General features: G+C 62.3%; 21 protein-coding genes. 12 read left to right on the top strand and 9 right to left on the bottom strand.

All coding sequences use genetic code 11. The annotated features are described in order from the left end of the window. Positions 1–50 precede the first annotated feature (50 nt). Positions 51–320: a hypothetical protein gene (locus ACN2XU_RS04505; RefSeq protein WP_419409206.1), complete on the bottom strand. Its 270-nt coding sequence runs from the start codon at positions 318–320 to the stop codon at positions 51–53. Continuing rightward, a complete protein-coding gene (locus ACN2XU_RS04500) occupies positions 317–3,094 on the bottom strand; it encodes a bifunctional [glutamine synthetase] adenylyltransferase/[glutamine synthetase]-adenylyl-L-tyrosine phosphorylase (protein WP_419409205.1) in 2,778 nt (925 codons plus the stop codon). The genes ACN2XU_RS04505 and ACN2XU_RS04500 overlap by 4 nt, the downstream gene beginning before the upstream one ends. Before the next feature lie 99 nt (positions 3,095–3,193). Between ACN2XU_RS04500 and ACN2XU_RS04495 the strand changes: the two genes are divergently transcribed. The 4 genes from ACN2XU_RS04495 (at position 3,194) to ACN2XU_RS04480 (ending at position 5,953) form a co-directional block, all read left to right on the top strand. Next, the gene (locus tag ACN2XU_RS04495) at positions 3,194–3,661 is read left to right on the top strand and encodes a YbaK/EbsC family protein (protein WP_419409204.1); all 468 of its coding nucleotides are present in this window, start codon (positions 3,194–3,196) and stop codon (positions 3,659–3,661) included. A gap of 397 nt (positions 3,662–4,058) precedes the next feature. Continuing rightward, positions 4,059–4,493, top strand: coding sequence for a DUF2852 domain-containing protein (locus ACN2XU_RS04490; RefSeq protein ID WP_419409203.1), 435 nt, complete (start codon positions 4,059–4,061; stop codon positions 4,491–4,493). Positions 4,494–4,556: 63 nt separating this feature from the next. Beyond that, entirely contained in the window at positions 4,557–5,003 is a 447-nt protein-coding gene (locus ACN2XU_RS04485) for an RDD family protein (RefSeq protein ID WP_419409202.1), read from the top strand. A 137-nt stretch (positions 5,004–5,140) separates the two neighbouring features. Next, positions 5,141–5,953, top strand: coding sequence for an arginyltransferase (locus ACN2XU_RS04480; RefSeq protein WP_419409201.1), 813 nt, complete (start codon positions 5,141–5,143; stop codon positions 5,951–5,953). 423 nt (positions 5,954–6,376) lie between these two features. On the opposite strand, the gene ACN2XU_RS04475 is transcribed toward ACN2XU_RS04480, so the two are convergent. Together ACN2XU_RS04475 and ACN2XU_RS04470 are read right to left on the bottom strand one after the other, a co-directional pair. Beyond that, positions 6,377–7,924 carry an alanine/glycine:cation symporter family protein gene (locus ACN2XU_RS04475; protein WP_419409200.1) on the bottom strand — a complete coding sequence of 516 codons (1,548 nt, stop codon included), beginning with the start codon at positions 7,922–7,924 and terminating at the stop codon, positions 6,377–6,379. Positions 7,925–7,956: 32 nt separating this feature from the next. Further along, a complete protein-coding gene (locus ACN2XU_RS04470) occupies positions 7,957–8,391 on the bottom strand; it encodes a universal stress protein (protein WP_419409199.1) in 435 nt (144 codons plus the stop codon). 296 nt (positions 8,392–8,687) lie between these two features. On the opposite strand from ACN2XU_RS04470, the gene ACN2XU_RS04465 reads away from it, so the two are divergent. Both ACN2XU_RS04465 and ACN2XU_RS04460 read left to right on the top strand, forming a co-directional pair. Continuing rightward, entirely contained in the window at positions 8,688–10,361 is a 1,674-nt protein-coding gene (locus tag ACN2XU_RS04465) for a bifunctional protein tyrosine phosphatase family protein/NAD(P)/FAD-dependent oxidoreductase (RefSeq protein ID WP_419409198.1), read from the top strand. Positions 10,362–10,544: 183 nt separating this feature from the next. After that, positions 10,545–12,302 (top strand): SulP family inorganic anion transporter, encoded by a 1,758-nt coding sequence (locus ACN2XU_RS04460; protein WP_419409197.1) that lies wholly within the window; start codon positions 10,545–10,547, stop codon positions 12,300–12,302. A gap of 133 nt (positions 12,303–12,435) precedes the next feature. Here ACN2XU_RS04460 and ACN2XU_RS04455 read toward each other — a convergent pair whose 3' ends face one another. The 3 genes from ACN2XU_RS04455 to ACN2XU_RS04445 form a co-directional block, all read right to left on the bottom strand. Then, positions 12,436–14,790: a TRAP transporter large permease gene (locus tag ACN2XU_RS04455; RefSeq protein WP_419409196.1), complete on the bottom strand. Its 2,355-nt coding sequence runs from the start codon at positions 14,788–14,790 to the stop codon at positions 12,436–12,438. Between the two features lie 15 nt (positions 14,791–14,805). After that, positions 14,806–15,735, bottom strand: a complete 930-nt coding sequence (locus tag ACN2XU_RS04450) for a TRAP transporter small permease subunit (protein WP_419409195.1) — start codon at positions 15,733–15,735, stop codon at positions 14,806–14,808. A 130-nt stretch (positions 15,736–15,865) separates the two neighbouring features. Then, on the bottom strand, positions 15,866–16,954 hold the full coding sequence (locus ACN2XU_RS04445; protein WP_419409194.1) for a TRAP transporter substrate-binding protein: 1,089 nt from the start codon (positions 16,952–16,954) through the stop codon (positions 15,866–15,868). A 226-nt stretch (positions 16,955–17,180) separates the two neighbouring features. On the opposite strand from ACN2XU_RS04445, the gene ACN2XU_RS04440 reads away from it, so the two are divergent. The 3 genes from ACN2XU_RS04440 to ACN2XU_RS04430 all read left to right on the top strand — a co-directional run bounded on the left by ACN2XU_RS04440 (position 17,181) and on the right by ACN2XU_RS04430 (position 20,389). Continuing rightward, positions 17,181–18,038, top strand: a complete 858-nt coding sequence (locus ACN2XU_RS04440) for a hypothetical protein (RefSeq protein ID WP_419409193.1) — start codon at positions 17,181–17,183, stop codon at positions 18,036–18,038. Between the two features lie 291 nt (positions 18,039–18,329). Next, positions 18,330–19,751: a cache domain-containing protein gene (locus ACN2XU_RS04435; RefSeq protein WP_419409192.1), complete on the top strand. Its 1,422-nt coding sequence runs from the start codon at positions 18,330–18,332 to the stop codon at positions 19,749–19,751. Beyond that, positions 19,748–20,389: a response regulator transcription factor gene (locus ACN2XU_RS04430; RefSeq protein WP_419409191.1), complete on the top strand. Its 642-nt coding sequence runs from the start codon at positions 19,748–19,750 to the stop codon at positions 20,387–20,389. Before ACN2XU_RS04435 ends, ACN2XU_RS04430 begins: the two co-directional genes overlap by 4 nt. A gap of 25 nt (positions 20,390–20,414) precedes the next feature. Here ACN2XU_RS04430 and ACN2XU_RS04425 read toward each other — a convergent pair whose 3' ends face one another. Next, a complete protein-coding gene (locus ACN2XU_RS04425) occupies positions 20,415–20,624 on the bottom strand; it encodes a hypothetical protein (RefSeq protein WP_419409190.1) in 210 nt (69 codons plus the stop codon). Positions 20,625–20,744: 120 nt separating this feature from the next. Continuing rightward, positions 20,745–22,130, bottom strand: a complete 1,386-nt coding sequence (amrA, locus tag ACN2XU_RS04420; RefSeq protein WP_419409189.1) for an AmmeMemoRadiSam system protein A — start codon at positions 22,128–22,130, stop codon at positions 20,745–20,747. A 398-nt stretch (positions 22,131–22,528) separates the two neighbouring features. Between amrA and ACN2XU_RS04415 the strand changes: the two genes are divergently transcribed. The 3 genes from ACN2XU_RS04415 (at position 22,529) to ilvN (ending at position 26,759) form a co-directional block, all read left to right on the top strand. Beyond that, a complete protein-coding gene (locus ACN2XU_RS04415) occupies positions 22,529–24,283 on the top strand; it encodes an acetolactate synthase 3 large subunit (RefSeq protein ID WP_419409188.1) in 1,755 nt (584 codons plus the stop codon). Between the two features lie 72 nt (positions 24,284–24,355). Next, positions 24,356–26,146: a tetratricopeptide repeat-containing sulfotransferase family protein gene (locus ACN2XU_RS04410; RefSeq protein ID WP_419409187.1), complete on the top strand. Its 1,791-nt coding sequence runs from the start codon at positions 24,356–24,358 to the stop codon at positions 26,144–26,146. A gap of 52 nt (positions 26,147–26,198) precedes the next feature. Beyond that, the gene (ilvN, locus tag ACN2XU_RS04405) at positions 26,199–26,759 is read left to right on the top strand and encodes an acetolactate synthase small subunit (protein WP_419409186.1); all 561 of its coding nucleotides are present in this window, start codon (positions 26,199–26,201) and stop codon (positions 26,757–26,759) included. The last annotated feature ends 80 nt before the right edge of the window (positions 26,760–26,839 follow it).

The following is a 26,839-nucleotide window of genomic DNA, read 5'->3' as shown; positions in this document are numbered from 1 at the left end:
AAGCCGCGCCTCCGGGCGCGCCTTCTGCCGACACAGAAAGGCCAGCGGGTTCAGCCGCGATCGCGCGCGCGATATCCGCCCCGGCGGCGCGGCGTTGTCATCTTGTCCAGGCCCTCGCGCAGAACGCCGGTCATCGGATGCTCTGGCGCCTCCGGCTCAAACCGCGCCAGAAGCGTACCGATCAGGGCCCCGGTGTCCACATCCACCGGCACCGACAAGGCCCAGTCGAGAAAGATCGACCGACATTCGGAGACCGTGATCCCCTCGATCCGGTAAGCCTCCGTTATCAGCCCCTTGGGGTCCAGTGCATCACCCTTCATTCTTCGCTCTCCACATCAGGCAAGACCGCATCAATATGAGCCGCCGCTGCCGCGCAGGCCTCGGCAAACGCCGCCTGCAAAGCCGTCATATCCTTATATCCCGTCAACCGTGTCAGGAAAGCGCAGCCCCCGGTGCCAAGCTCCTCCGGCTCCAAAGGCTTTTCACTGACCAGCCTTGCGCCGATCTGGATCGCCCAGGCCAGCCCGTACGCATGGCGCAGCGCCTGCTGACCCTCAGCACCGAGCCAATCCGCCAGCAACAAGGCGCGCGGCACCTGCCGCACCGGCTTGCCCGCGATCAGCGACGCCGCCTGCGCCACCAATTCTATGTCCTGCATGCGGCCCGGGCCAAGCTTGGCCTCCCACGGGCCGCCCGTCCCCTTGGCCGCCCGGATCCGCGCCCGCATCACGGCCAGCGCCTGGAGGACGGGACCGGGCTCCCGAGCCCGCCCCAACAACTCCAGACGAAACGCCTCCACATCCGCCGCCAGCGCCTCGGGGCCTGCGACCACCCGCGCCCGCGTCAAAGCCAAATGCTCCCAGGTCCACGCCTCGCCGTCCTGATACTGCCGGAAGGCCGAAAAGGATGTCGCCACCGGCCCCTGATTCCCCGATGGGCGCAGGCGCATATCCACCTCGTAGAGCTTGCCCTCCGCCATCGGTGCCGTCATGGCGGTGATCAACGCCTGCGTGAGCCGCGCGTAATAGGTCCGCGACGGCAGCGGCCTGCGTCCCTCCGACTCCTCGACTCCATCGGGATCATATATCACGATCACATCGAGATCGGAGCGCGCATGCAGCCGCGCCGAGCCAAGGCTGCCCATACCAAGCACCACCGCCCCGCGCCCAGGCGCGGCGCCATGCTTGCGCGCGAATTCCGCCTGAACCACCGGCAACAGCGCCGAAAGCGTCGCCTCGGCCAGATGCGCATAGGCCTGCCCCGCCTCCTCCGGCTCCATCAACCCGCGCAGCAAATGCACTCCGACGCAGAAATGCCATTCCTTGCCCCAGCGCCGCGCCAGATCCAGACACCGCTCGTAATCGTCCTCGCGCGCCAGCATATCCGCCAGCTCCGCCCGCAGCGCCGCCAATCCCGGCCAGGGCGCAAAGAACCCGCCCCCGATCACCGCATCGAACACCCCCGAATTGCGCGCCAGATGCCGCGCCAGATCCGGCGAGGTGCCGACAATGTCGATCAGCAGGTCGACCAGTTGCGGATTGGCCTCGAACAGCGAAAACAGCTGCACCCCCGCCGGCAATCCCGACAAGAACCCGTCAAACGCCACAAGCGCCTCGTCCGGTTTGGCGGTTTGAGCGAGCCGCCGCAGGATGTCCGGACGCAGCCGCCGGAAAATCGTCACGGCCCGCTCCGAGCGGAGCGCCGGGTAGGTCGGCCAACGCTTGACGATCTCGCTCTCGGCGAGCTTCGGCTCATCCTCCTCGCCGCCACTTTCGTCGGGGGCAAAGAAGCTCTCGGTCAGGCTGTGCACCTCTGTCAGCCGCTCGGTCAGATCGCGCTCCAGATCCCCCAGATCGCGCCCCATCAGACAGGCCAGCCGTTCGAAGCCCGCGGGCGATTGCGGCAGATCATGGGTCTGCGCGTCGCGCAGCATCTGCACCCGGTGCTCGACCTCGCGGTGAAAGCGGTAATGTTCGGCCAGCGTCTCCGCCACCTCCTCCGGGATCCATCCCTTGGACGCCAGCGCCCGCAGCCCCGGCACCGTGCCCCGTGCCCGCAGATCCGGATCGCGCCCCCCGGCGATAAGCTGCCGGGTCTGGGTAAAGAACTCGATTTCGCGAATACCGCCGCGCCCGAGCTTCATGTTGTGCCCCGGCAGGGTGATCGGCCCACCCAGCCCCTTGTGCTCGCGAATACGCAGTCGCATGTCATGGGCGTCCTGGATGGCGGCGAAGTCCAGATGCTTGCGCCAGACGAACGGCGTCAGCATCTGCAAGAACCGCGACCCGGCCTCCAGATCCCCCGCAGCAGGCCGCGCCTTGATATAGGCGGCGCGCTCCCACGTCCGCCCAAGGCTCTCGTAATACCGCTCGGCCGCTTCCATTGCCATGCAGACCGGCGTAACGGCGGGATCGGGCCGCAGCCGCAGATCGGTGCGCAGCACATAGCCCTCGCCGGTCTGCTCGCTCAGGGTCTGGGCCATCTTCCGCGTCGCCCGGACAAGACTGGCACGCGCCTCATGATAGTCTCCCGGGTCATAGCGCGTCTCGTCAAACAGGCAGATCAGGTCGATGTCCGAGCTGTAATTCAGCTCGCCCGCGCCCATCTTGCCCATGGCGAGCGCCACCATACCGCCTGCGGTCTCCAGATCGCCGTCCGTCGCCCCGGGCAGCTTGCTACGCTTGATTTCATGAGCAATCGCCGCGCGTAACGCCACCTGCACGGCGGTATCGGCAAAATCGGTGAGCGCGCCGGTGACCTCCTCCAGCGTCCAGGCCCCGGCCAGATCGCACAGCGCGCTGATCAGCGCCAGCCGCCGCTTGGCCTGTCGCAGCCCGCCGCTCACCGCATCGAACGGCAACGCCAGCATTTCCGCGCGCAGGGTCCGCACCGCCGCGCCCGGGTCCTCGACCGCACCTTCGAGCCAAGCTCCCTCTCGCTCGATCAATCCCTTGAGATAGGGCGCAGTGCCCCCAACACCCCCGATCAGATCGGCAAGCGGGCCATCGGCCCAGCCACAGGCAGCGCGCGCCTCGGCGGCGCGGTCGGTCTCAAACGGGCGCGGCATGCGCGTGATGTGCGAAGTCAGGGTCATGCCCGCAGATGGCCATGCCGGAGGGAAAAGGGCAACACCCCTTGCACCCTTCACACGCAGACCGCAGGGTTTGGCCAGTTACGATCAGGAGATCCCACCATGAGCAAAAGTCTTGCCCGCGTGCGCCGTGCCATCGAAGCCGCCGGTCTCGAAGATGGTATCCGCGAGGTCGGTCAGGCCCGCACCGCTCAGGAGGCCGCGGACAGCGTCGGCTGCGCCGTGGATCAGATCGCCAAGTCCATCATCTTCCGGGCCGAAGCCACCGGCGACGCGGTGCTCTTTCTCACCGCCGGCGGCAACAAGGTCAGCGCAACCAAGGCCACCGCCCTCGCGGGCGAGCCTCTGGGCAAGGCCGACGCCGCCCTGATCCGCAGCCAGACCGGCTTCGCCATCGGCGGCGTCTCCCCGCTCGGCCATATGAATCCGATCCGCGCCTGGCTCGACCCGCGCCTGCTGGATTTCGACGTGGTCTGGGCCGCGGCGGGCACCCCGCGCCACGTCTTCCCGCTCGATCCCGCCCAGTTGCCCGGACTGACCGGCGCCATGATCGCCGATTTCACCGAATAACCTGTAATACGGGCAAGAATGCCCGAACCAACGGATCGGTCCCGTTCCGGCTGCTTCTTCTCTGTAACAATATCCAACTCCCCGGCTCGACCAAGCCCAGCCGCCGGACGGCGCAGTGTGCCCTGTGTTCTTGGATATCCGTGACCCGGTGCTGCGTCCTGAGCCCCACGTTTTGATCTGTGCGCGGCCTGTGGCGCCCGCACAAACGCTGACCGGTGCAATCAGCGCCGCCGCCGGGGCGGCATCTCCCGCGGCACGGAAGTAAACGTCTGACGGCACTGGCGTTTTCTAACAAATGTAAAAAACATTCACATCAAGCCTTGAAAGCCCGGCGTGCAATCCCGATCTGATGTAATGTGAAAGACATTCACATACACAACCCGAAACGGAGAGAGACATGACCACCGCCACCTATACCGCAGACGTTCCCGCCGCATCCGGCTGGCTCTCGCGGACTGAGGCCTGGCTTGATCAGCGCGGAAAAGGCGCGTGGATCGCAGCCATGGTTCTCGGATTTATCTTCTTCTGGCCCGTCGGCCTCGCCCTTCTGGCCTATATGATCTGGAGCAAACGCATGTTCAGCAAGTCCTGCCGCAACACCGGCACCCGCAGCCACCGCCGGTCTGCATTCGGCGCGATGAAATCGAGCGGAAACAACGCATTCGACGCCTACAAGGAAGAAACGCTCCGCCGTCTTCTCGACGAGCAGGACGCCTTTGAAGCCTTCCTCCAGCGCCTGCGCGATGCCAAGGACAAGGCCGAGTTCGACCAGTTCATGGACGACCGCGAAAAGCGCGCGGCCGAGCAGGCGAAAACCTCCGAAGACGCCTGATCGGCGCCATTCCAACGCGGCCCCTTCCCCGGGGCCGCTTTACACCTTACACTCAGGGACACCATGTACAGCGACACCTACACCCACCTGCCGGACCCCCAGCACCAATCCGCTTTCTATGAAGGCGTCGCGATCAAGCGCGGCCTGGCCTGGGTGATCGACTTCATCATCGTCTGCATTTTCATGCTGCCAATCCTCATTTTCACCGTTGGCCTGGCGGCATTCTTCCTCGCGCCGCTCTTTGCCATCGTCAGTTTTCTCTACCGCGTGGCCACCATCGCCGGTGGCTCGGCGACCTGGGGCATGCGCATGATGGCAATCGAGTTCCGCGACGCGCGCGGCCACCGATTTGATTTGAGCCAGGCCTTCCTGCACACGCTTGGCTATACAATCTCCCTCGCGGTTTTCCCGCTACAGTTGATCTCGGTTGTCATGATGTTCGCCACCGAACGCGGCCAGGGTCTGACCGATCTGGTCATGAACAGCGTCGCCCTCAACCGCCGCGCCTGATACGCGGATCTCGGCCGAAGGTTAACCAAACGCTAACAAAAACCCCGCCTCGGCGGGGTTTACCTGTTGTCAGGGGGGTTGGCGTAGAATTTTTTCCTTGCTACCGTTTGGATCAAACAACGAGTCTTGTTCTATTCATGCGTCATTCCTTGCCAATCGCGCCGCAGTTCTACGTGACGGCTCCGCAGCCCTGCCCTTATCTCAAGGGCCGGATGGAGCGGAAATTGTTTACCGCTCTGCAAGGCGAGAACGCCCAGAAGCTGAATGACACGCTGTCGAAGCAGGGCTTCCGGCGCTCGCAGAACGTGCTCTATCGTCCGTCTTGCTCGGATTGCGCCGCCTGTCTGTCCGCCCGGATCGACGTGTCGCGCTTCAAACCCTCGCGTAGCCAGCGCCGCACATTGAAAAAGAACGCCTATCTCACGCGCCGGGCCACGAGTCCCTGGGCCACGGAAGAGCAGTATGACCTCTTCCGCCGCTATCTCGATACGCGGCATGCGGATGGCGGGATGGCGGACATGGATGTCTTCGAATTCGCAGCCATGGTCGAGGAAACCCCGATCCGCAGCCGCGTGATCGAATATATCGACGGCGCAAGCGACACGCTCGCCGCCGTTTGCCTGACCGATATGCTCGATGACGGGCTCTCGATGGTCTATTCCTTCTATGAGCCCGCCCTGCGCAGCGCCTCGCTCGGCACGTGGATGATTCTCGATCATATCGAAATTGCGCGCGAAGCCGGCCTTCCATACGTCTATCTCGGCTACTGGGTGCCCGGATCGGACAAGATGGGCTACAAGGCCCAATTCGACGCCGTCGAGATCTATCGCGGCGGCCAATGGGAGCCGTTGCAGGACGAAAGCGCCTATGAAAACGAAAGCCACCCGCTGTCGACCGATCCGATCGCCGAGCAGGTGGCCAATATTTCCTTCCCCGACACACGGGGATGAGCAAACCCTGAGAGAGAGGTCGACCCGGTCCGGGTCCGTACCGTCAGCCGATGAGAGCCGGCAGCACCGGTGTCAGGATCATCGTCGCTGACAGCAGGAAAGCCTTGCGCAGCCAATGGCTGTGGTAAAATCGACTTCCGGATTTTCCAGATGTGGGTCGCCGGGTTCTACCGGGTCTGGAGTGCTCTTGTACCATGGGCCTACCTGCCTTTACGCGTTACAAAGATTGTTTCCGGAAACTCTACCGGTAGCATCAAAATTGCCCATTGTTGTTGGCAGAGAAAAGTTGACCCTGCGGCAATTCTGAGACTTTTGGTTAATTTCAGGTTAATGCGCAACCGCAGAGGGTCCGCCGCCCGAAACCGCCAAAACAAAAAAGGGCCGCCTAAGGGCAGCCCTTTTCCGTTTGTCTCCAGCTCACGATCAGTTGGTGAACTTCTTGATTTCGCCGGACTTAAGGCGCGACCAGTAGCTGTCCAGCTCGCGCTTCACGATCGGCATCAGGAAGTAGAGGCCAAAGATGTTGACAACCGCCATGGCAAAGATCGCCGCATCGGAGAAGTCGATGACCGGGCCAAGGTTAGCCGCCGCGCCGATGACGACAAAGATGCAGAAGATGACCTTGAAGGTGATCTCCTTGGCTTTGCCCTCGCCGAAGAGGTAGGTCCAGGCTTTCAGCCCGTAGTAGCTCCACGAGATCATGGTCGAGAAGGCAAAGAGCACAACCGCCAGCGCCAGAACATAGGGGAACCAGCTGATTGCGGAGCCAAAGGCGGCCGAGGTCAGCCCCACGCCAGAGGCGCCGGAGACCGTCTTGATCGCACCATCTTCGACAATGTAGAGGCCGGTTTCCGGATCCATGGCGAGCTGGCCGGTGATGATGATCACCAGGGCGGTCATGGTACAGATCACCACCGTGTCGATGAACGGTTCAAGCAGGGACACAAAGCCCTCGGTGATCGGCTCCTTGGTCCGAACGGCAGAGTGCGCAATCGCCGCCGAGCCGACGCCCGCCTCGTTCGAGAAGGCCGCCCGCTTGAAGCCCTGGATCAGCGCGCCAACCATACCGCCCGCAACGCCAAGGCCGGTGAAGGCCCCTTCGAAGATCTGGCCGAAGGCCCAACCGATCTGATCCGCGTTCAGCAAGATGATGACCAAAGCCGCAAGCACGTAGAGCACGCCCATGAAAGGCACGATCTTTTCCGTGACCTTTGCAATGGACTGCAGCCCGCCGACAATCACCAGAAAGACGATGATTGCAAAGATGACGCCGGTGATCCAACCGGGGTAGTCGCCGACGATCCCGGCGATCTGCTGATGCGCCTGATTGGATTGGAACATGTTGCCGCCGCCGAGTGCGCCAAGAATACAGAAGATCGAGAACATCACCGCAAGAAACCGCCCGCCCGGCAGGCCGCGCTCGGCAAAGCCCTTGGTCAGGTAATACATCGGACCGCCCGAAACGGTGCCGTCCGCATATTCATTGCGGTATTTGACGCCCAGCGTACACTCGGTGAATTTCGACGCCATGCCCATCAGGCCGGCCAGAATCATCCAGAAGGTTGCCCCCGGACCGCCGATGCCCACGGCCACCGCAACGCCCGCAATGTTGCCGAGGCCAACGGTGCCGGAGAGCGCGGTGGCGAGGGCCTGAAAGTGGCTGACCTCGCCTGCGTCATCGGGATCGGAGTAATCGCCTTTGACCAGCGAGATCGAATGGCCGGCGGCGCGGAACTGGATAAACCCGAAGTAGATCGTGAAGATGGTCGCCGCAGTGACCAGCCATGCCACGATCCAGGGAAAGGAGGTTCCCGGGAACGGCATGAAGATCAGGTTGACGAACCAGCCGGTGGCGTTCGCGAAACCGGCGTTTACTTTTTCATCAATGGATTGCGCTACGGCCAGTGTCGGCGCGGCAAGGGCTGTCAGCCCTGTGGCGGTAAAAATCGCCTGTTTTGTGAGTGTGTGCATGAATACTGTCCTGTTCTTTGAAAGCGCGGGTCTCAGGGAACGATGGTGCAAGGCACCGGAGCAATCTGCACGAGGCTGCCAGCCACAGAGCCGAACACCCGCGCACCAAAGGATGACTGCCCGTCCCGCCCGATCACCAGTTGAGTGGCTTCGCTGCTGACGGCGATCTTGCACAGGGTTTCGGCAATATGGCCGTACCGGATGGCAGTTTCGACGGCGACGCCGCTCTTTTCCGCTTCGGCCTTGGCCGGGGCGACAATCGCGGTTTCGGCGCGGGCGATTTCCTCTTTGCGCCTGGCGTGCCGCTCTTCGAGTTCCGTCGGTGTCAGGAAGGAATAAGGCGACCATTCAAGCACATGCACAATCAGCACACTGCTCCCCTGCGCTTTCGCAAGACCGGTGGCAAAGGCCAGGGCCCGGGTTGCGGCCGCGCTGCCGTCGTATGCGACGACAATCTTGTTATTCATTGTTCTTGTCTCCCTGTAAGTGGATATGTGCGCGTGGCACAACCGCAGGTTAACAGAGAGTTAAGAGGCAATCGGCCTAAAAATACACTCAAAGCCGGTCATTGCGACCAAAGATGCAAGGATTGCCAATTCATTGGCATGCCGAGACGCAGAATCATGCCGTTGGCGAAATCACCAGCCATGGCGCATGACGGAGTGGATACCGTGGCATGCGACGCCATGGCCTATATCGCATTCGAATGATTGAATGTAAAGAAAGCGCACCGTCCTGTACCGCAGTATCGAGGAGATGCGCCGTGGAATTCAAGAAAATCACCGATGACATCACCGTATCGCCGCAGATCGCGCCATCCGATTTGCCCGCTGTTGCCGCCGCCGGATACAACGCTGTGATCTGCAACCGCCCCGATGGCGAAGGCCCGGATCAGCCAAGTTTCGACGAAATCGCCGCCGCCGCCGCACAGGCCGGGCTGCAGGTGCGCTATCTCCCGATTGCCGGGGGCACGGTCTCGGATCAGGATGCGGAGGACTTCGGCGCCGCGTTGCGCGCCCTGCCCGGCCCGGTTCTGGCCTATTGCCGCACGGGGACGCGCTCGGCCACGCTGTGGTCCCTGAGCCAGGCCAAAACCCTGAGCACGGCGGAAATCCTTCAGGCCACGAAGGCGGCGGGCTATGACATGGCTGGTGTGGTGCGCCGCATTGTGAACGGAGGCAAGACGCCAACCGATGACGGCGACGCGAAATTCGATGTGGTTGTCGTCGGCGGCGGTGCCGCGGGCATTGCCGTCTCGGCCAGTCTGCGGGCGCGCAAGCCAACCCTGAGTGTTGCCGTGATCGACCCGGCGGATGTGCATTACTATCAGCCCGGCTGGACCATGGTTGGCGCGGGCATCTTCGAGGCCGAAAGCACCGTGCGCACCATGGGCAGCCTGATCCCCAAGGGCGTGCACTGGGTCAAATCCGCCGTGGCCGCCTTCGAGCCGCAGAACAACGCAGTCATCCTCGATGGGTGCCGCGTGGTGAAATACGACCGATTGATCGTCTGTCCGGGTCTCAAGCTGGATTGGCATGGGGTCGAGGGCCTGGTCGACACGCTTGGCAAGAATGGCGTCACCTCGAATTACCGGTACGACCTCGCGCCTTACACTTGGGAATTGGTGCAGGGCCTGAAACAGGGACGCGCCCTCTTTACGCAGCCGCCGATGCCGATCAAATGCGCCGGTGCCCCGCAGAAGGCGCTGTATCTGTCCGGTGATCACTGGTTCCGGAACGGGGCGCTGAAGAAAATCGACATCCAGTTCATGAACGCGGGCGGCGTGCTCTTCGGGGTGAAGGATTATGTTCCGGCTCTGGAGGAATACATCCGGAAATACGACGCCACTCTGAATTTTTTTCATACGCTGGTGCGTGTGGACGGACCGTCGAAGACCGCCACCTTCAAGGTCGCCAAGCCCGAGACGGCCCACGCCGAAGTCACCGTCGATTTTGACATGATGCACGTCTGCCCGCCACAAACGGCGCCGAATTTCATCCGTGTCTCGCCGCTGGCCGATGCCGCAGGGTGGGTCGACGTGGATCAAAGCACGTTGCGGCACAAGACCTATGACAACATCTGGAGCCTTGGCGATGTGATGAACGCGCCCAACGCCAAGACCGCGGCGGCGGCGCGGATGCAGGCCCCGGTGGTGGCCAACAACGTCGCGGCGGATATCGACGGCAAATCTCCCGTCTCGGTCTACAACGGCTATGGCTCCTGCCCGCTGACCGTGGAGCGCGGCAAGATCGTTCTGGCCGAGTTCGGCTATGGCGGCACGTTGCTGCCAAGTTTCCCGAAATGGCTCATCGACGGCACCCGGCCAACCCGTGCGGCATGGTTGCTCAAGGAGCAGATCCTGCCGCCCGTCTATTGGAAGGCCATGCTGCGCGGCAAGGAGTGGATGGCCAGGCCGGAAACCGTTTCGGCCAAATGAGCCCTTGGCCTGCCTGATGCGTTCGGCAGATTCAGCGAAAGGCGGGCGGGATTCCCCTGCCCGCCAGGACATTTTCAAAGCCTGCCCGCGTTTGGCCTTTTAAAATTCATATTTTTGAATATATAGAGGTGACAAAGCGCAAGACACGAGTCGCATTCGGCTCGGCGATACAGGACACCGCCCATGCAGACGCCTCGCACTCCCGCCCGCCGCCTTTCCCGCTATTTGCCGATCCTTGGCTGGGCCAGGACCTATGACAAGGATACGCTGACATCGGACCTCGTGGCGGCCGTGATCGTGACAATCATGCTGATCCCGCAGTCTTTGGCCTATGCCCTGCTGGCGGGTTTGCCTGCCGAAATGGGGCTTTATGCGTCGATCCTACCGCTGATCGCCTATGCCATCTTTGGCACGTCCCGCGCCTTGGCCGTTGGGCCCGTTGCGGTTGTCTCGCTGATGACCGCCGCCGCCATCGGCAACCTCGGACTTTCCGATCCGGTGCAGATTGCGCTGGCCGCCGGGACCCTGGCCTTTATCTCCGGGGTGATCCTGCTGTCGCTCGGCATCCTGCGGCTTGGCTTTCTGGCCAACTTTCTCAGCCATCCTGTTATCGCGGGTTTTATCACCGCCTCAGGCGTGTTGATCGCCGCAAGCCAGCTCAAGCATATCCTTGGCATCGACATGCACGGCCATACCTTGGTCGGGCTGATCGAAACGATGGTGGCGCATCTTGGGGATATCAACTGGATCACGCTGCTGATCGGCGGCTCGGCCACCGCGTTCCTGTTCTGGGTGCGCAAAGGTCTGAAGCCACTTCTGCTGGCCAAGGGTCTCAAGCCGCGTGTCGCGGACATTCTGGCCAAAGCCGGTCCGGTGGGCGCGGTTATCGTCACCACACTACTGACCTTTGCCTTTTCGCTGGCCGATCATGGCGTGAAGATCGTCGGAGAGGTCCCCATGGGCCTGCCGCCACTGACCATGCCGAGCTTTTCGCCGGACCTCTGGGGACAGCTGTTCCTGTCCGGGCTGTTGATCTCGATCATCGGTTTCGTGGAATCCGTCTCAGTGGCGCAGACACTCGCGGCCAAGCGCCGCCAGCGCATTGACCCCGACCAGGAGCTTATCGGCCTTGGCGCTTCCAACATTTCCACCGCAATGACCGGCGGTTTTCCGGTCACCGGCGGCTTTTCCCGCTCCGTGGTGAACTTTGACGCTGGGGCAGAGACGCCCGCTGCAGGGGCCTTCACCGCTGTCGGGATCGCCTTCGCCACGTTGCTGCTGACCCCCCTGCTTTTCTTTCTCCCCAAGGCGACCCTCGCGGCAACGATCATCGTTGCGGTTCTGTCGCTTGTCGATTTCTCTATCCTGCCGAAGGCGTGGAAATACTCGCGCGTCGATTTCGCCGCCGTGGCCGCGACCATTGTCCTGACCCTTGGCTTTGGGGTGGAGGCCGGTGTCTCCGCAGGGGTGATGTTGTCGATCGGGCTGCACCTCTACAAGACGTCGCGCCCGCATGTCGCCGAGGTCGGCCTTGTCCCCGGCACCCAGCACTTCCGCAATATCCTGCGCCATGACGTTGAAACCGACGAGACCATCGTCACCCTGCGGGTCGACGAGAGCCTTTACTTCGCCAATGCCCGTTTCCTGGAGGATTACGTGCTGAACCGGGTCGCCTGCGATCAGCCGATCAAACACGTGATCCTGATGTTCCCGGCCGTGAACGAAGTGGACATGAGCGCGCTGGAAACGCTCGAAGAACTGAACCGGCGGCTGAAGGAAATGGACGTTCAGATGCACCTCTCCGAGGTCAAGGGTCCGGTCATGGACAGGCTGCAACGCTCGCATTTCCTCGACGAGCTGAACGGCAAGGTGTTCCAGTCGCAATTCGATGCCTGGAAGGCCCTGAGCGGGCCGGCGCCAGCGGCAAGCGCGGCGTCCTGATCGGCGGAATGCTCTGATCGGGCGGCCAGCCCGGCCCAAACCCATGCCAGACAGACGCGCCGTACCCGGGACCGTCAAATGACAAAAGGGCCGCCCGATCGGGCGGCCCTTTCGCGTGTGCATCTGTCTGTGATCAGTTCGGCATAAGGTCCGGCACGATTGTCACGATCCCCGGGAAGAACCACAGGATCGCCAGTCCCATCACCTGGATCAGCACAAAGGGGATCACCCCGCGATAGATGTGACCCGTTGTGACCTCTTTCGGAGCCACACCGCGCAGGTAGAACAGCGCAAAGCCGAAGGGTGGCGTCAGGAACGAGGTCTGCAGGTTCACCGCGATCATGATCGTCACCCACTTGGGGTCGAACGAGCCGCCGTAGATCACTGGCCCGACGATAGGCACAACGATGTAGATGATCTCCAGGAAGTCGAGCACGAAGCCGAGGATGAAGAGCACCAGCATCACGATCAGGAAAACCTTGATCTCGTTGTCGAAGCTTTTCAGGAAGTCCTGAATGTAGTGCTCGCCCCCGAAAGAGATCACGACGAGGTTGAGCAGCTGCGAGGCGATCAGGATGGTGAACACCATCGACGTCACCTTGGCCGTCTCCCGCACCGCCGGCGTCAGCACCCCGGACCGGAACAGCACCCAGCAGCTGAACAGCAGGCCGAACAGTGCATAGAGCCAGACGATGTAGGTGAAGACGAAGGCAATCCAGGTTTCGACCGAAACGCTGTCTGTGTTGATCCGCAGGTCAAAGTTAACGCCCATCAGGATCATCACGATCACCGCAAGCGTCGACCAGATGATCACCTTCGGGCTGCGATCCTCGTCCCGCAGCTTGCGATAGGCCGCCAGCATGATGGCCCCTGCCGCCCCCAGCGCCGCGGCAGGCGTCGGGTTGGTGATGCCGCCGAGGATGGACCCCAGCACCGCGACAATCAGAACCAGCGGCGGGAAGACAACACGCAGCAACTCGTTCTGCGCCAACCGTGCGAAGGCATGATACGCGCCGTAGACCGAGAGCGCCCAAGGCACAGCCATGAGCAAGACCGTCGCCCCGGCCGAGGTTGTCGGCGTTATCGCGACGATATCCACCAGCAGCCCCAGGACGATGCCGCCAGCACCAATAAGCAGCGGCAGCGGCTCCGACGACGGCGAGACACCGCGCGCGATGGCGAGGATCAGGCCGAACATCACGGCGATCAGCGCGATACCGGTGCCGATCGGCGCGGCGGCGTCGATCTTCGCCAGACGCAGCGCTTCGATTTCCTCATCGCTGCGCCGCATGCTTTGCGTGCTTTCGCCAGCCTCTTCGATGACCGCCTGTTCCGCAACCGCGGTATCCCAGGCCTCCTGGCCGTGCAGCTCGATCATCGCGGCCTGACAGGTCGCATCGACATTGGTACGCAGCGAGGCCGCATCACCGATGTCGGAGAAGCTGGAGATCGTGGTGTCCTGAGACCCGACGACATTGACCTGGCTGAAGACCATGAAGCCCGCGATCAGGGCAACCGGCACACCGAGATACCATGTGAAGGCCTCTCCGCGCGTCACCGGCTCGTTGTTGCTGGTCCCCAGTTCCACGGCGGGCGCCTTGGACGGGTTGAACATCGCAAAACCGAACGCATAGGCCGCATAGAGACCTGCAAGCAGGATGCCGGGCAGAAGCGCCGCCTGGAACAGCGTGCCGACGGAAACCACCGCAGGCTCACCAAGGTAGGTCAGCGCATCGGTACAGCCGGCCTCGACCGCGCGGGCCTCCTGGGCGGCGGAATAGAGATCCCCGGCCAGCGTGCCGAGCAAAACGATCACGATGGACGGCGGAATGATCTGACCCAGCGTGCCGGACGCTGCGATCACGCCCGTCGCCAGTTCCGGCGAATAATTGTTGCGCAGCATGGTCGGCAGGGCGAGCAGGCCCATGGTCACCACGGTCGCGCCAACAATGCCGGTGGAGGCGGCAAGGAAAGCGCCCACAACCACGATCGACACGGCCAAACCACCCGGAAGCGGACCAAAGACCCGCGCCATGGTGGTCAGCAGATCGTTGGCGATCTTGGAGCGTTCCAGCACGATGCCCATCAGAACGAACATCAGCACCGCCAGCAGCGTCTCGATGGACTGGCCCGCGATAACACGTTCGTTGATGCGGTTCACGATGAAGGAGACGTTGCGGTCCAACGCGTATTCCCAGCCTTGCGGGAAGACCGGCACGCCGATCCGCGGCAAGTCCGGATTTCGGAAGATCGATATGATCTCCTCATTGGCCCCCGACGCAAGCAGCGCCGCGTATTCCGCGCTGTCCGTGTCGATGGCCTGATGGATCAGCAGCCCCGCGCTGTCGAGCGCGGCGATGATGCCGAAGGAAATGACCCCTGCGCCGCCGATGGCAAACGCCACCGGAAAGCCGGAAAGGATCGCTGAAAAGAGCGTGAGAAAGACGATGATCAGGCCGATCTCGACGCCATCTAGTCCGAATAGCATGTGTCTGTCTCCGCCTCAGAATTCTGCGTGGTCGTAGGGCTCTTCGCCCTCTTCGAGGACATCCCGGTCGAGGTACTTGCCCTCGCTTTCCTCGCCTTCTTTCCACTCAAGGAACGAGCGGTAGAAGAAGGCCCAGGCCTGGATGAAGATCATGCCGACGAGCGCCACCATGAGGATCTTGAAAAGGAAGTAGGCGTTGAAGCCGTTGGGGCTGAAGCCGATGGTCTCGACGTTCCAGCGCAGCGCGCGGGATTTCATCAGCAGGCGGTCCAGCTGATCGCTGGCCGAGGGTTTCGGCACGATGAGCGAGCGCCACAGGAAATACCAGGAGTACATCCAGATCAGCACCGCCATGGGGATCATGAAGAAGAGCGAGCCGAACATGTCGATGACCCGCTTTGCCCGGTGGCTGACGGCGGAATAGACGAGATCCACCCGCACGTGGCCACCCTGCACAAAGGTGTAGGTCAGGCACAGGGCCACGACCATGGCGTTGTAAAGCTTGAGCTCTTCGGCGTACCACGAAATGTCGAACTGCAGCGGAATGCCAAAGCCGAACACGATGTCCGGCCGGGTAAAGATCCGCTGCATGAAGACGATGATCACCTGCTGCAGCACCATCAGAAGGCCGGCCCAGGCAAAGAGCCGCCCGACCGAGTTGGCAAAGAGCTCCAGCCCGACCACCACACTCCACAGGAACCGGTTGGACCACAGCCCGACAAGGAAGATCACCAGGAAGGTGGTGAGACAGACAAAGAAAAACTCGGTCGACCCGCCGTAGTAGACGACGCGCATGATCGCTTCCTTGTTGCTCCAGTCGAGCCAGAGCGAAGGATGGGTGATTGCGTATCCGAGATTGTAGAAAGCCATCAGAATGGACTGGACGATCCAGACCAGCCAGTCAGCCATGGCAGGCAGAAAGCCAACCGCGCCTTCTTCTTCCATGATTTCCCCCTTGAGCGGCCGGTTTTCCGGCCCTTATCTTGAAGTCCTGCAGCCCGCCGCGATATGGCGCGCCTATGTGCGAAAAGGCCCCTGACGCGCAGGGGCCTTCTGTTTTTCCGGCTGTGGAGGCTTAGCCGCCCAGCACGCGCACGCGCTGCTCGACATAGAAACCGTCGGATTTCTGGATCCAGGCTGCGGAATTGGCCAGCGAGGTTTCGAAGGAGCCGCGGATCTTGGCGAACAGCTCGTCGCCCATGTTCTCGTCCATGACCTCTTTCGAGGCGGCACCGAAGGCATCCCACACGTCGTCAGAGAACTGCAGTGTCTTGACACCTTGCGCCTGCAGGCGGGCCAGTGCGGCACCGTTGTTGGCGAGGGTTTCGGCCAGCTGGTACTGTGTCACGGCCATCGAACCAAGACGCAGGATGGACTTGTGGTGATCCGAAAGCTCGTTCCAGACGTCGAGGTTGACCGAGGAGGCCAGCGCCGAACCCGGCTCGTGGAAACCGGCGGTGTAGTAGACTTTCGCCACTTCCTGGAAACCGGCGCGCTCGTCGGCCATCGGGCCAACCCACTCCAGACCGTCAAGGGCACCGGAGGACAGCGCCTGATACAGTTCACCGCCCGGGATGTTCTGAACGGAGGCACCGAGCTTGCCGAGCACCTTGCCGCCGAGACCCGGCATGCGGAACTTGAGGCCGTTGAAGTCGTCGGCCGACTTGATCTCGTTGCGGAACCAACCACCGGACTGCGAGCCGGAGTTGCCTGCCAGCAGGCCTTTGAGGTTGAAGATCTGGCCCAGCTCATCGTGCAGCTCTTCGCCGCCGCCGTGGTAGTACCAGTTCGACACTTCCTGCGCGGTGCCGCCGAACGGCACGGCGGTGAAGTAGGCATAGCCCGGGTGCTGACCGATGAAGTAATAGTCGGCGGAGTGATACATGTCCGCCTGGCCCGAGGACACGGCATCGAACACTTCCAGCGCGCCCACAAGCTCGCCCGGCGCTTTCTTGTCGATGGTCAGCTGGCCATCGGAAAGCTCGTTCACGAAGCTCTCCAGGTAGGAAGCCGCGTCATCGAGCACGGCAAAGCCGCGCGGCCACGAGGTGACCATGGTCAGGGTGCGCTTGCCCTGTGCATAAGCCGGAGCAGCCAGGGTCGAGGCAGCAGCAGCAGCGCCCGCGCCTACGGTCGAGGCGCGAAGAAAAGAACGGCGATCCATATGATATCCTCCCAGATATAGTTCGGTGCGCGAAGCTCCCCCCTCGCGCGGATCGTTGAAAGTGGGGACACGTTAGGCAGGGTCCAGCGCAAAGAAAATACCCAATGCTACGGATTTAGGGCAGGAATCTGACCGGATCCCGGGCTCAGGGCCGCACATTCAACCAAAAGCTGCGCATTGGTAGAAAGCAATCCCGGACTCGACGCCTGCAGTGCGCAACCACTGATTGTTTGAGCACTGTTTCTGCGCTAAAAATCCGAGACCTTATCAACCAAGAGCCAAGTGGGGTACTCGAACGGTGCAACCATATTATCCCGGACATGATTTCACGAAGTACAGCGCGCGCGGCGTTTGTGGCAAAAAGAACTGCGCCGCAAAAATGCACCTTCTCGGCACGGAGCCGATAACCGTGAACTTCGGAGGTTCCGGCGATCCGGGCGACGACTTCCAACCCGGCGATGTCGTCAAATGGAAATACAACAACATGGTCGCGCACAATCCCAGGACGGGACCGATCATTGGAAGGCTCGCCCGGGACAAACCATCCACCGCGAAACTGGACATCGCGGACGTCAATGGCGCAGAGGTCCTGACGGTCACGGAAGTGACGCTTTATCTGGAGTTCGAAATTCGGCGACTTGGGATCACCATTCCCCCGACCGACCCGATCCGGCTCAGACTCAAATCGATTCCTGGCCCCGATCATTTTGAGTTTGAACAGCTCGCCCCGTCACGCATCATCAACATGCTGAGCGGCAAGATGCTCGGGTTCCGGGCGAATACGGTCTCCGTTACGGGCCAAAGGGGCCTCACTCTGGACGACGGCAGGTTCTCCGATGGGCAAAAAAGCATCGGTGTAATTGAACAGGACGCCATAAAGAGCGTGACCGGACCAATGATCTGGATTGCCCATGTTCCCGACGACCCGGATGTCCCCCTGCAAACCGGATTCTATACACCGGGAGAAGGCGTCATATCCCTGATCAGCGACAATTTTCCGAGTGCGGCAACGGTGCAGGTCGAAGTTCTCAGCCTTCGCGACCCATCCCACTATTGGAGCATACTGCAAACCGGAATGTCGTGATCCCGTCCTGGGAAACGGGTTGTGACATGGCCCTTGTCCGATTTTGAAACACGCTCCAAGCCGGTCATGAGGTCGGTGCCTGTCTTGACACGGGGGGGGGCCGCAGCCAGCAGACAAGAGGTAAATCGCGACGCCAAAGATCCACATTGACGAAATGCAAACGGCCCCTGCCTTGCCCGAGACGGTTCGATCCCTTTTCCGGGCCGCAAAGCGCGCAGGACGGAGCGATTGCGCAGATACCGCTCGAACGCCCCCTTTCGCTGCGATAGCTCTTCGCGTAGGTTACGCAAAATGAAGCGCGTCCTGCCTCGCCTGCGATTATCCTACGGACAGAAGCTCTTTCTTCTGGCCTCTGTACCGATGATCCTCGCGGTCTCGGCCATAGCGCTGCTTGTTGCCGCACAATCGCGGGCGCTGGCCGATCGCGAGATCCGGAGCCTCGAAACCCAGCTGATCGAAGCCAAGAAACGCGAGCTGCGCAATTATGTCACCCAGGCGCGCAACGGGTTCTATTTTGTCTATGGCTCCGCCTCGCCGACGGACGAGGATGCCAAGCAGCAGGTGATGCAGATCCTCGCGGCGATGATCTACGGCGATGAGGGGTTCTTCTTTGTCTATGATTATGACGGCAACAATCTCGTCTCGCCGCGCCAGACGGAGTTGATCAACCAAAACTGGCTGGATCTGTCCGACAGCGAAGGCACGCCGGTGGTTCAGCAGTTCATCGAGACCGCGCGGCAGGGGGCTGGCTATGTCGAGCACCTCTGGCCCAAGCCTTCCACCGGCGAGGAGGCTCGGATGATTACCTATGTGACATCGTTCCCGTCGTGGCGATGGGCCGTGGGGACCGGGGTTTTCATCGACGACATTCTTGCCAGTGTCGCCGCCTCCCGGGCGGAGGTTGAAACGCGGGTGCAGCGCACCTTCCTTTATATCGGCGTGATCACACTCGGCGCGCTTCTTCTTGTCTTTGCCTCGGGCGTCATGATGAACATCCGGGAACGCCGCCTTGCCGATGCCAAGTTGAAGGAGCTGACCCAGCGGGTTTTCGACACGCAGGAAGAGGAGCGCGGACGTGTCGCGCGCGAGCTGCACGATGGCATCAGCCAGATCCTCGTCGGGGTCAAATACGCGCTCGACGTCGCCCGGCGGCGCATCGCGCAGGGCGACACACGCGCCGAAGTCACGCTGAACAAAGGCATCGACAACCTGCAGGAGGCCATTCACGAGGTGCGCCGCATCAGCCGCGACCTGCGGCCCGGCGTTCTGGACGATCTTGGCCTTGGCCCTGCCCTCAAGAGCCTGACCGATGATTTCCGGGCCCGCACCGGCCTTGAGACCCGGTTTGACACCGTGGTCTTTCGCAACCGGCTCGATCAGGACAGCAAGATCGCGCTCTACCGCATCGGTCAGGAGGCGCTGACCAATGTCGAGCGGCACTCCGGCGCGACCAGTGTGGTGATCGACCTGCGCGGCCACCGCGATGGCGCGACCCTGCGGATTTCCGACAACGGCATCGGGATCGAGGCGGCCCCGCGCACCGCGCGCAAGGGCATCGGGCTGCGCAACATGCAGGAGCGCATGGATCAGCTTGGCGGTACGCTGCGCATCTTGTCCTCCCGGAGCGGGACCGTTATCGAGGCGCAGGTTCCGCTGAGCCACCTTCTGCCTCCAGAAGAAGGCCAGCCAGTCAGGACAAAGGTGCACGCATGAGCAAGCTGACCCGCGTCGTCGTTGTCGACGATCATCCGATGGTGGCCGAAGGCATCGAAGCGATCCTTGAAAGCTATGACGACATCGCGGTTCTGGCGACGCTCTCGGACGGGCAGCAGATGATCGACCAGCTCGACACCCTGGACCCGGACGTGATCCTGATGGACCTCAACATGCCGGGGCTTGGCGGCCTGTCAGCGACCGAGATGATCCTCGAACGCAGGCCGGACACCCGCATCCTTGTGTTGTCCATGCATGACACGCCCGAATACATATCGACCGCGCTCAACCATGGCGCGCGGGGCTATGTCCTCAAGGACGTGCCAACCGACGAAATCAAGCAGGCCATCGACATGGTCATGGCAGGCGAGCGCTACCTGTGTACCGGCGCCGAAGGGGCGCTGAGCCCGCAGGAGGGCAGCCGCGAGCCGCTGACCAATCGCGAACAATCGGTGTTGCTGCAACTGGCGCAGGGCAAGTCGAACAAGGAAGTGGCACAGGTTCTGGATATTTCCGTGCGCACGGTGGAGACGCACCGCAAGAACATCAAGCGCAAGCTGGGCATTTCCAGCACCGCCGGCCTGACCCGCTATGCGCTGGAACACGGGGTCTTGCAGGGCACCGGCGTAACGGTCTGACGGACCGGACGCGCGCCAGGCGCCATCATACGTTGACGCCCGCCTCGGCTTTGTCGCAATCGACGCCGAACTGCAGGAAGGCTGGAAGCACCCGTTCCTTGACCGGGTTTTCGACGCGGACCTCGCCACTGGCCGGATGCGGCATCTCGCCCATCAACGCGGCAATGGCCATCAGCGTGACAAGCGCCAACGCCTTGCAGGCTGTGAAATCGCGATAAAAGACATTGCGCGCCATGATCCTGACCTCCGCTTGGTAGACTGCCTGGTTCACTTTGCAGCAAGAACAGCTACACAGACAAATCACGTCTTTGCGCGCAACTGTTGCAATCTTCGCCGGAGCGCAGGCCACAGAGCTTCAGGCCGCCGCCTCTGCCCAGTCTGCATCCGAGAAGTCTTCGGTGTGAAAGGTCTCGATGGTCATGCCATCATGCCACGGCACATGCGCCAGCCCGGTTTTCCGTTTGAGCGCGGCAAGGAACGCCTCCGGCTCCGGCAGGCTGCTCCAGACGGAAGGCAGGAAAAGCCCGCGGCGAGGTCCAGCCTGCAGGGTTACGCCCGCGACGCCTTGCAGGGGCGTCAACTGCGCGATCAGATCCGCCTCGTCCGCAACATCGAGCGGCATGGCGCGGCTCATAACCGAAATGCTCACCTCCAAACGGTCCAGTTCGGCGGCGGTGAGCGCAGGGAACCGGCGATCCCCGAAAGCGGCGCGGACCGCATTTTGTGCCACATCTTCCACCAAAGACAGTTTCGGTGTGAGCGACCCGACACAGCCGCGCAGCGCCCCGTTCCGTTTCAGAGACACGAAACAGGCCATCGTGGTTCGCATCTGCACCGCAAAGCTGTCCGGGTTCACCACCGGCGGCACACCCTTCTCCAGCCGCGAGGCTATGGCCCGGCGGGACACCAGCAACAGAGCCTTTCGCGATGGGGTGTCGAGAATATCGGTCTCCGGCGGAAAAAACGCCCAGCTTCCATAGCCGACGACGCAGTCCGTATTGCCGCTGGCCGCGTGCATCCCGAACCGCAATGCGCGCGCGCCACGCCCCTTCGCCGAAAGCAGCCACCCGGACAATGCCCTGAACCCGCAAGCCGTCTCAGCCGTCATCTGACCCACCTGCCCGGTTTCGACGAACACCGCCGTTTGCCGGTCCAACCGCTTGGCTGCGGTCTCGCTCAGGCCGTGGCTCAGATCACTCGACAGGATGAAGAGCGTCCTGCCCCGCACACGGGCAAGCCGGTCGATCGCCCTGGCCACCGTCTGTGCCGCGCAGCGCCCGATCACGATCGGCACCACCGGCACCTTCGGGTGAAAATGATGTGCAAAGGGCAACTGGGTGTCGATGCCGTGCTCTGTCTCGAAGGCACGATCGAAACCATGGACCAGCCCCGAGCGGATCAGCGCCTGGCAGGCTCGGGTGTCGATCCGCACCCGCTTGTGCGGGACGGCGACGGCGTCGTGGCCGGTGGGGACGGCGAGGCCGTCGAAGGCCTCATGGTGCGAGGGTGACAGGATCGCGATGCGGTCTGGCGCTGTGCGCGCTGTCGAGCTCCAGGCCGCTGCGGCCAGTTTGCCGCTATAGGCATAGCCCGCGTGCGGCGCGATCACGGCGATCGGAGCGCCGGGCAAGGCGGTGGGCATGCGATCGAATTGCGCCGCGAGGCGTTGGACCTCTGCGTCCAGATCCGACTGTGTCGCCGGAAAGAATGTCCCTGCGATTCGGGTTTGGCGAACGGCCATCAAAACGTCCTTACATCCACGCTGCCATACAGATTATCGCCTGAGACCCGATTATGACACCGGCAATTCGTCCCCTCCGATGACCCGAATTCGACCAAACCACGCGACAGAATGTCCTAAAATATCGAATGACCCCCAAAAAACGCAACTTTCGGAAAGAAAATGACCGCCTACGGCAACTTTTTCTGCCCATTTGCGGTTGACGCCCCGGACCGCGGATCATAATGTCCACGACGCAAGCAAGCGGAGCCTTGAAGATGTCCATTCTAGTGGCAGTCGTAGGAAACAGGCGCATGGCCGAGTAATCGGAACCATAAGGTTCACCCATGCGCCCCCGACCGAAAATCGGGGGCTTTTTTGTGCGCAAGACCGACCAGTGTCTAATTTGGAGAAGCACGATGACACGTCAGATGACCGGAGCGAAAATGGTGGTTCAGGCCCTCAGAGAGCAGGGTGTGGACACGGTATTCGGATATCCCGGTGGCGCCGTGCTACCGATTTACGATGAGGTCTTTCAGCAAAATGACATTCAGCACGTGCTGGTGCGCCACGAACAGGGTGCCGTCCATGCCGCCGAGGGCTATGCCCGCGCGACCGGCAAACCCGGCGTCGTTCTGGTGACATCGGGCCCGGGCGCCACGAATGCCGTGACCGGCCTGACCGATGCGTTGATGGACTCGATCCCGATCGTGGTGCTCACGGGTCAGGTTCCGACCTTCATGATCGGCTCCGACGCCTTTCAGGAGGCCGATACCGTCGGCATCACCCGCCCCTGCACCAAGCACAACTGGCTGGTGAAAGACACCGAGCGTCTCTCGTCCACGCTTCATGAGGCGTTCCATGTGGCGGTCTCGGGCCGTCCCGGTCCGGTTCTGGTTGACATCCCGAAGGACGTTCAGTTCGCGTCCGGCACCTACCAGCCGAAACCCGCCGTCTCGACCCGCCATTACCAGCCGCAGGTCAAAGGCGACATGGAGATGATCACCGAGCTGGTCGAAGCTATTGAAACTGCGGAAAAACCTGTGTTCTACACCGGCGGCGGCGTGATCAACTCCGGCCCGGCGGCGAGCCAGCTGCTGCGCGAGCTGGTCGAAGCGACGGGCTTTCCGATCACCTCCACGCTGATGGGCCTTGGCGCTTATCCGGCGTCGGGCAAGGCGTGGCTCGGGATGCTCGGGATGCACGGGCTCTATGAGGCCAACCTTGCGATGCACGGCTGCGATCTGATGATCAACGTCGGCGCCCGCTTCGACGACCGCATCACTGGCCGCCTTGACGCCTTCAGCCCCAATTCCAAGAAGGCGCATATCGACATCGACCCGTCCTCGATCAACAAGGTGATCAAGACGGACATTCCGATCGTCGGCGACGTGGCCCATGTGCTCGAAGATGTGCTGAACCTGTGGAAATCGCGTGGCCGCAAGGTCAACCGCGAAGCGATCGCCAAGTGGTGGTCCAAGATCGAAACGTGGCGCGCGGTCGAATGCCTCAAGTACAAGCCGTCCGAGACCACCATCAAGCCGCAATACGCGCTTGAGCGGCTTGAGGCGCTGACCAAGGGCATGGACCGCTACGTCTGTACCGAAGTGGGCCAGCACCAGATGTGGGCGGCGCAGTACCTTGGTTTCGAAGACCCGAACCGCTGGATGACCTCCGGGGGACTTGGCACCATGGGCTACGGCTTCCCGGCCTCCATCGGAGTGCAAATGGCCCACCCCGACGCGCTGGTGATCAACGTGGCGGGCGAGGCATCGTGGCTGATGAACATGCAGGAGATGGGCACGGCGATCCAGTACCGCCTGCCGGTCAAACAGTTCATCCTGAACAACGAACGCCTCGGCATGGTGCGTCAGTGGCAGCAGCTTCTGCACGGCGAGCGGTATTCGCATTCCTGGTCGGAGGCTTTGCCGGACTTCGTCAAGCTCGCCGAAGCCTTTGGTGCCAAGGGGATCATCTGCAAGGACCCCGCCGATCTCGACGATGCGATCATGGAAATGATCAATTACGACGGGCCGGTGATCTTTGACTGCCTCGTTGAAAAGCACGAGAACTGCTTCCCGATGATCCCGTCGGGCGAGCCGCACAACAAGATGCTGCTTGGCGACGCCAAGGCGACCAACGCCATCGCCGGCAAGGGCGCGGTTCTGGTCTGATGAACATCTCAGGGATGTGCGGGGTCTCCGCGCATCCCCCTCCCTTCCGCTTCCGTCCCCGAGGCCTTTTTCATGTCCCGTAGCCCCATGTCCTCTGCCGCGACTTCGATGGATCCGGTGATCCAGGCCCTGCAGATGGCCGAGGCCGGCAATCAGTCCGACGCAGCCGCGCTGCTGCGCAGGGTTCTGGCCAAGGACAGCCGCAACGTGGACGCGCGCCGCGCGCTTGCGGGGATGGGCGCGCATGCCCGGCCTGCGCTGCGCCTCTTCGGGGTGGACCGCACCGCAGCCGATGCCATCCGCGCGGCCATGATGGCCAACGACTGGCAGACGATCATCGCACAGGCGCCCGCCCTGCTGGAGCGTCAGCCGCTGGCGGCGGACGCGGCCAATGCGCTGGGAACCGCGCTGCGCATGACCGGTCAGAACAACAAGGCCCTGCGGGTCTATGAGCATGCGCTGCGGGTCGATCCGGCGCTGCCGGACACTTATATCAATCTCTCCAGCATGCTGCAGCAGGCGGGTCAGGCGCAGGCTGCGGCGGAGGCGGCCAGGGGCGCGCTGGACGTGGCCCCGGCCATGGCCGAAAGCCACCTCGCCATGGGCCTTGCACTTTACGATCTCGACGACGTGGCCGATGCGGAAACCCATCTGCGCCGCGCAACCGAACTCGCTCCGAAGAAATTCCTGACGTGGGACGCGCTGTGCCGTGCGCTGGAACGCCTCAACAAGCTGGACGATCTGGCCCGGACGCTGAATGCCGCGCTGCACCATTGCCCGGGACAGCCGCTGCTCCTGCTGCACAAGGCTGCGATGCTGAACCGTCAGAAGGATGACGAGGCCGCGCTGGACGTTCTGAACCGGATCGATCCGGGCGCTCTGCCGCCACACAGCCGATCGGTGCATTCTGAACTTAGAGGCCGCGCGCTCGATGCGCTGGACCGGCCCGCCGAAGCCTTCGACGCCTTTGCCCGGATGAACGCAATCCAGCGCGATCTGCACGTGCCACCGAACCACGAAAACATCTTTACTCGAATGATCACCGGCCGCCTCGACGGCGCAGCCCGGATCGGCGAAGGCTGGTCCGTGACGGATACGGACGGCCCGCAACCCGTTTTCATGGTGGGTTTTCCCCGCTCCGGGACAACGCTTCTCGATACCATCCTGCGCGGCCACGACGGGGTTGCCGTGGTCGAGGAAATGCCCATGGTCGCCCAGCTGAACCGCGGGATTCCCTCCCTTGGCGAGAATGCCGCGCTGGCCGCCTTGCCCGCCGAGGCGATCGCAGAGCGCCGTGCTGCCTATCTGGCCAGTTTCGAACAGACCCTGGGCGCGGCGCTGAATGGCCGTCTGCCGGTAGACAAGCTGCCGCTGAACCTTGCCGAGGCCGGATCCATCGCGCGGCACTTTCCGAAGGCCCGCTTCATCCTCTCGCTGCGTCATCCGGCGGACTGTGTGCTGAGTTGCTTCATGCAGAATTTCAAGCCGAACGAGGCGATGAACACGTTCCTCGATATCGAACAGGCCGCCCGCACCTACGACACCCTTTTCAGCCTGTGGGAAACTTACCGCGCACGCCTCGGGCTCGATGTGGTTGAGATCCGCTACGAAGACCTGATCGGCGATCTGCAGGGCGCGGTTGAGCCGGTTCTGAACCACATCGGTCTGGACTGGCACGATGGAATGGCCGATTATCGCAAGTCCGCCGCAGCCCGGCCCGTCATTCGCACACCGAGTTACAAGCAGGTCACGCAGGATCTTTACGACAGCGCCGACGGACGCTGGCGCCGCTATGAAGACATGCTCGCCCCTGCGATGCCGATCCTGCAGCCCTGGATCGACCGTTGGGGCTATGCCCTCTGAACAGACACCAACACCTGCCAAATCCTTGGCAAAGACCGTGAAAGGAAGACCGATGTCGGCGCTCAACATCAAAAAAGGGTCAAACAAGCACTCTGCCTACAATCTGCGCCCGAGCTTCTCGGACGTTCAGGAAACCCATACGATTGCCGTACTGGTCGAGAACGAACCCGGCGTCCTGGCGCGTGTCATTGGCCTGTTTTCCGGCCGGGGCTACAACATCGAAAGCCTCACCGTGGCCGAGGTCGACCATCAGGGCCACCTGAGCCGAATCACGATCGTCACCACCGGCACCCCGCAGGTGATCGAACAGATCAAGGCACAGCTCGGACGCATCGTCCCCGTGCATGATGTGCATGACCTGACGGTCGAAGGTGCCAGCGTCGAGCGTGAACTGGCGCTGATCAAAGTGTCCGGCCAGAATGACAAACGCGTCGAGGCGCTGCGTCTGGCGGATATCTTCCGCGCGCAAGTGGTTGATTCAACGCTGGAAAGCTTCGTTTTTCAGATCACGGGTCCGTCCGACAAGATCGACGCCTTTGCCGATCTGATGCGCCCGCTTGGCCTGACCGAGGTCGCCCGGACGGGGGTCGCCGCACTGGCCCGCGGGGCATAAGTCCTCTCCGCGATGATCTGATACGCGACAGGATCATTGCGTTCGGGTCGCGGGCCGGTTCGACCGGATCGCTTCTGTGG

Source organism: Pacificoceanicola niger, assembly GCF_048553275.1.
GTDB lineage: Bacteria > Pseudomonadota > Alphaproteobacteria > Rhodobacterales > Rhodobacteraceae > Pacificoceanicola.
This window is presented reverse-complemented; position numbering and strand designations above follow the sequence as displayed.

Bases quoted from the DNA above. Each gene is read 5' to 3' on its own strand.
- ACN2XU_RS04505 (WP_419409206.1), bottom strand. From the start codon at position 320: ATGAAGGGTGATGCACTGGACCCCAAGGGGCTGATAACGGAGGCTTAC.
- ACN2XU_RS04500 (WP_419409205.1), bottom strand. From the start codon at position 3,094: ATGACCCTGACTTCGCACATCACGCGCATGCCGCGCCCGTTTGAGACC.
- ACN2XU_RS04495 (WP_419409204.1), top strand. From the start codon at position 3,194: ATGAGCAAAAGTCTTGCCCGCGTGCGCCGTGCCATCGAAGCCGCCGGT.
- ACN2XU_RS04490 (WP_419409203.1), top strand. From the start codon at position 4,059: ATGACCACCGCCACCTATACCGCAGACGTTCCCGCCGCATCCGGCTGG.
- ACN2XU_RS04485 (WP_419409202.1), top strand. From the start codon at position 4,557: ATGTACAGCGACACCTACACCCACCTGCCGGACCCCCAGCACCAATCC.
- ACN2XU_RS04480 (WP_419409201.1), top strand. From the start codon at position 5,141: ATGCGTCATTCCTTGCCAATCGCGCCGCAGTTCTACGTGACGGCTCCG.
- ACN2XU_RS04475 (WP_419409200.1), bottom strand. From the start codon at position 7,924: ATGCACACACTCACAAAACAGGCGATTTTTACCGCCACAGGGCTGACA.
- ACN2XU_RS04470 (WP_419409199.1), bottom strand. From the start codon at position 8,391: ATGAATAACAAGATTGTCGTCGCATACGACGGCAGCGCGGCCGCAACC.
- ACN2XU_RS04460 (WP_419409197.1), top strand. From the start codon at position 10,545: ATGCAGACGCCTCGCACTCCCGCCCGCCGCCTTTCCCGCTATTTGCCG.
- ACN2XU_RS04455 (WP_419409196.1), bottom strand. From the start codon at position 14,790: ATGCTATTCGGACTAGATGGCGTCGAGATCGGCCTGATCATCGTCTTT.
- ACN2XU_RS04450 (WP_419409195.1), bottom strand. From the start codon at position 15,735: ATGGAAGAAGAAGGCGCGGTTGGCTTTCTGCCTGCCATGGCTGACTGG.
- ACN2XU_RS04445 (WP_419409194.1), bottom strand. From the start codon at position 16,954: ATGGATCGCCGTTCTTTTCTTCGCGCCTCGACCGTAGGCGCGGGCGCT.
- ACN2XU_RS04435 (WP_419409192.1), top strand. From the start codon at position 18,330: ATGAAGCGCGTCCTGCCTCGCCTGCGATTATCCTACGGACAGAAGCTC.
- ACN2XU_RS04430 (WP_419409191.1), top strand. From the start codon at position 19,748: ATGAGCAAGCTGACCCGCGTCGTCGTTGTCGACGATCATCCGATGGTG.
- ACN2XU_RS04425 (WP_419409190.1), bottom strand. From the start codon at position 20,624: ATGGCGCGCAATGTCTTTTATCGCGATTTCACAGCCTGCAAGGCGTTG.
- amrA (WP_419409189.1), bottom strand. From the start codon at position 22,130: ATGGCCGTTCGCCAAACCCGAATCGCAGGGACATTCTTTCCGGCGACA.
- ACN2XU_RS04415 (WP_419409188.1), top strand. From the start codon at position 22,529: ATGACACGTCAGATGACCGGAGCGAAAATGGTGGTTCAGGCCCTCAGA.
- ACN2XU_RS04410 (WP_419409187.1), top strand. From the start codon at position 24,356: ATGTCCCGTAGCCCCATGTCCTCTGCCGCGACTTCGATGGATCCGGTG.
- ilvN (WP_419409186.1), top strand. From the start codon at position 26,199: ATGTCGGCGCTCAACATCAAAAAAGGGTCAAACAAGCACTCTGCCTAC.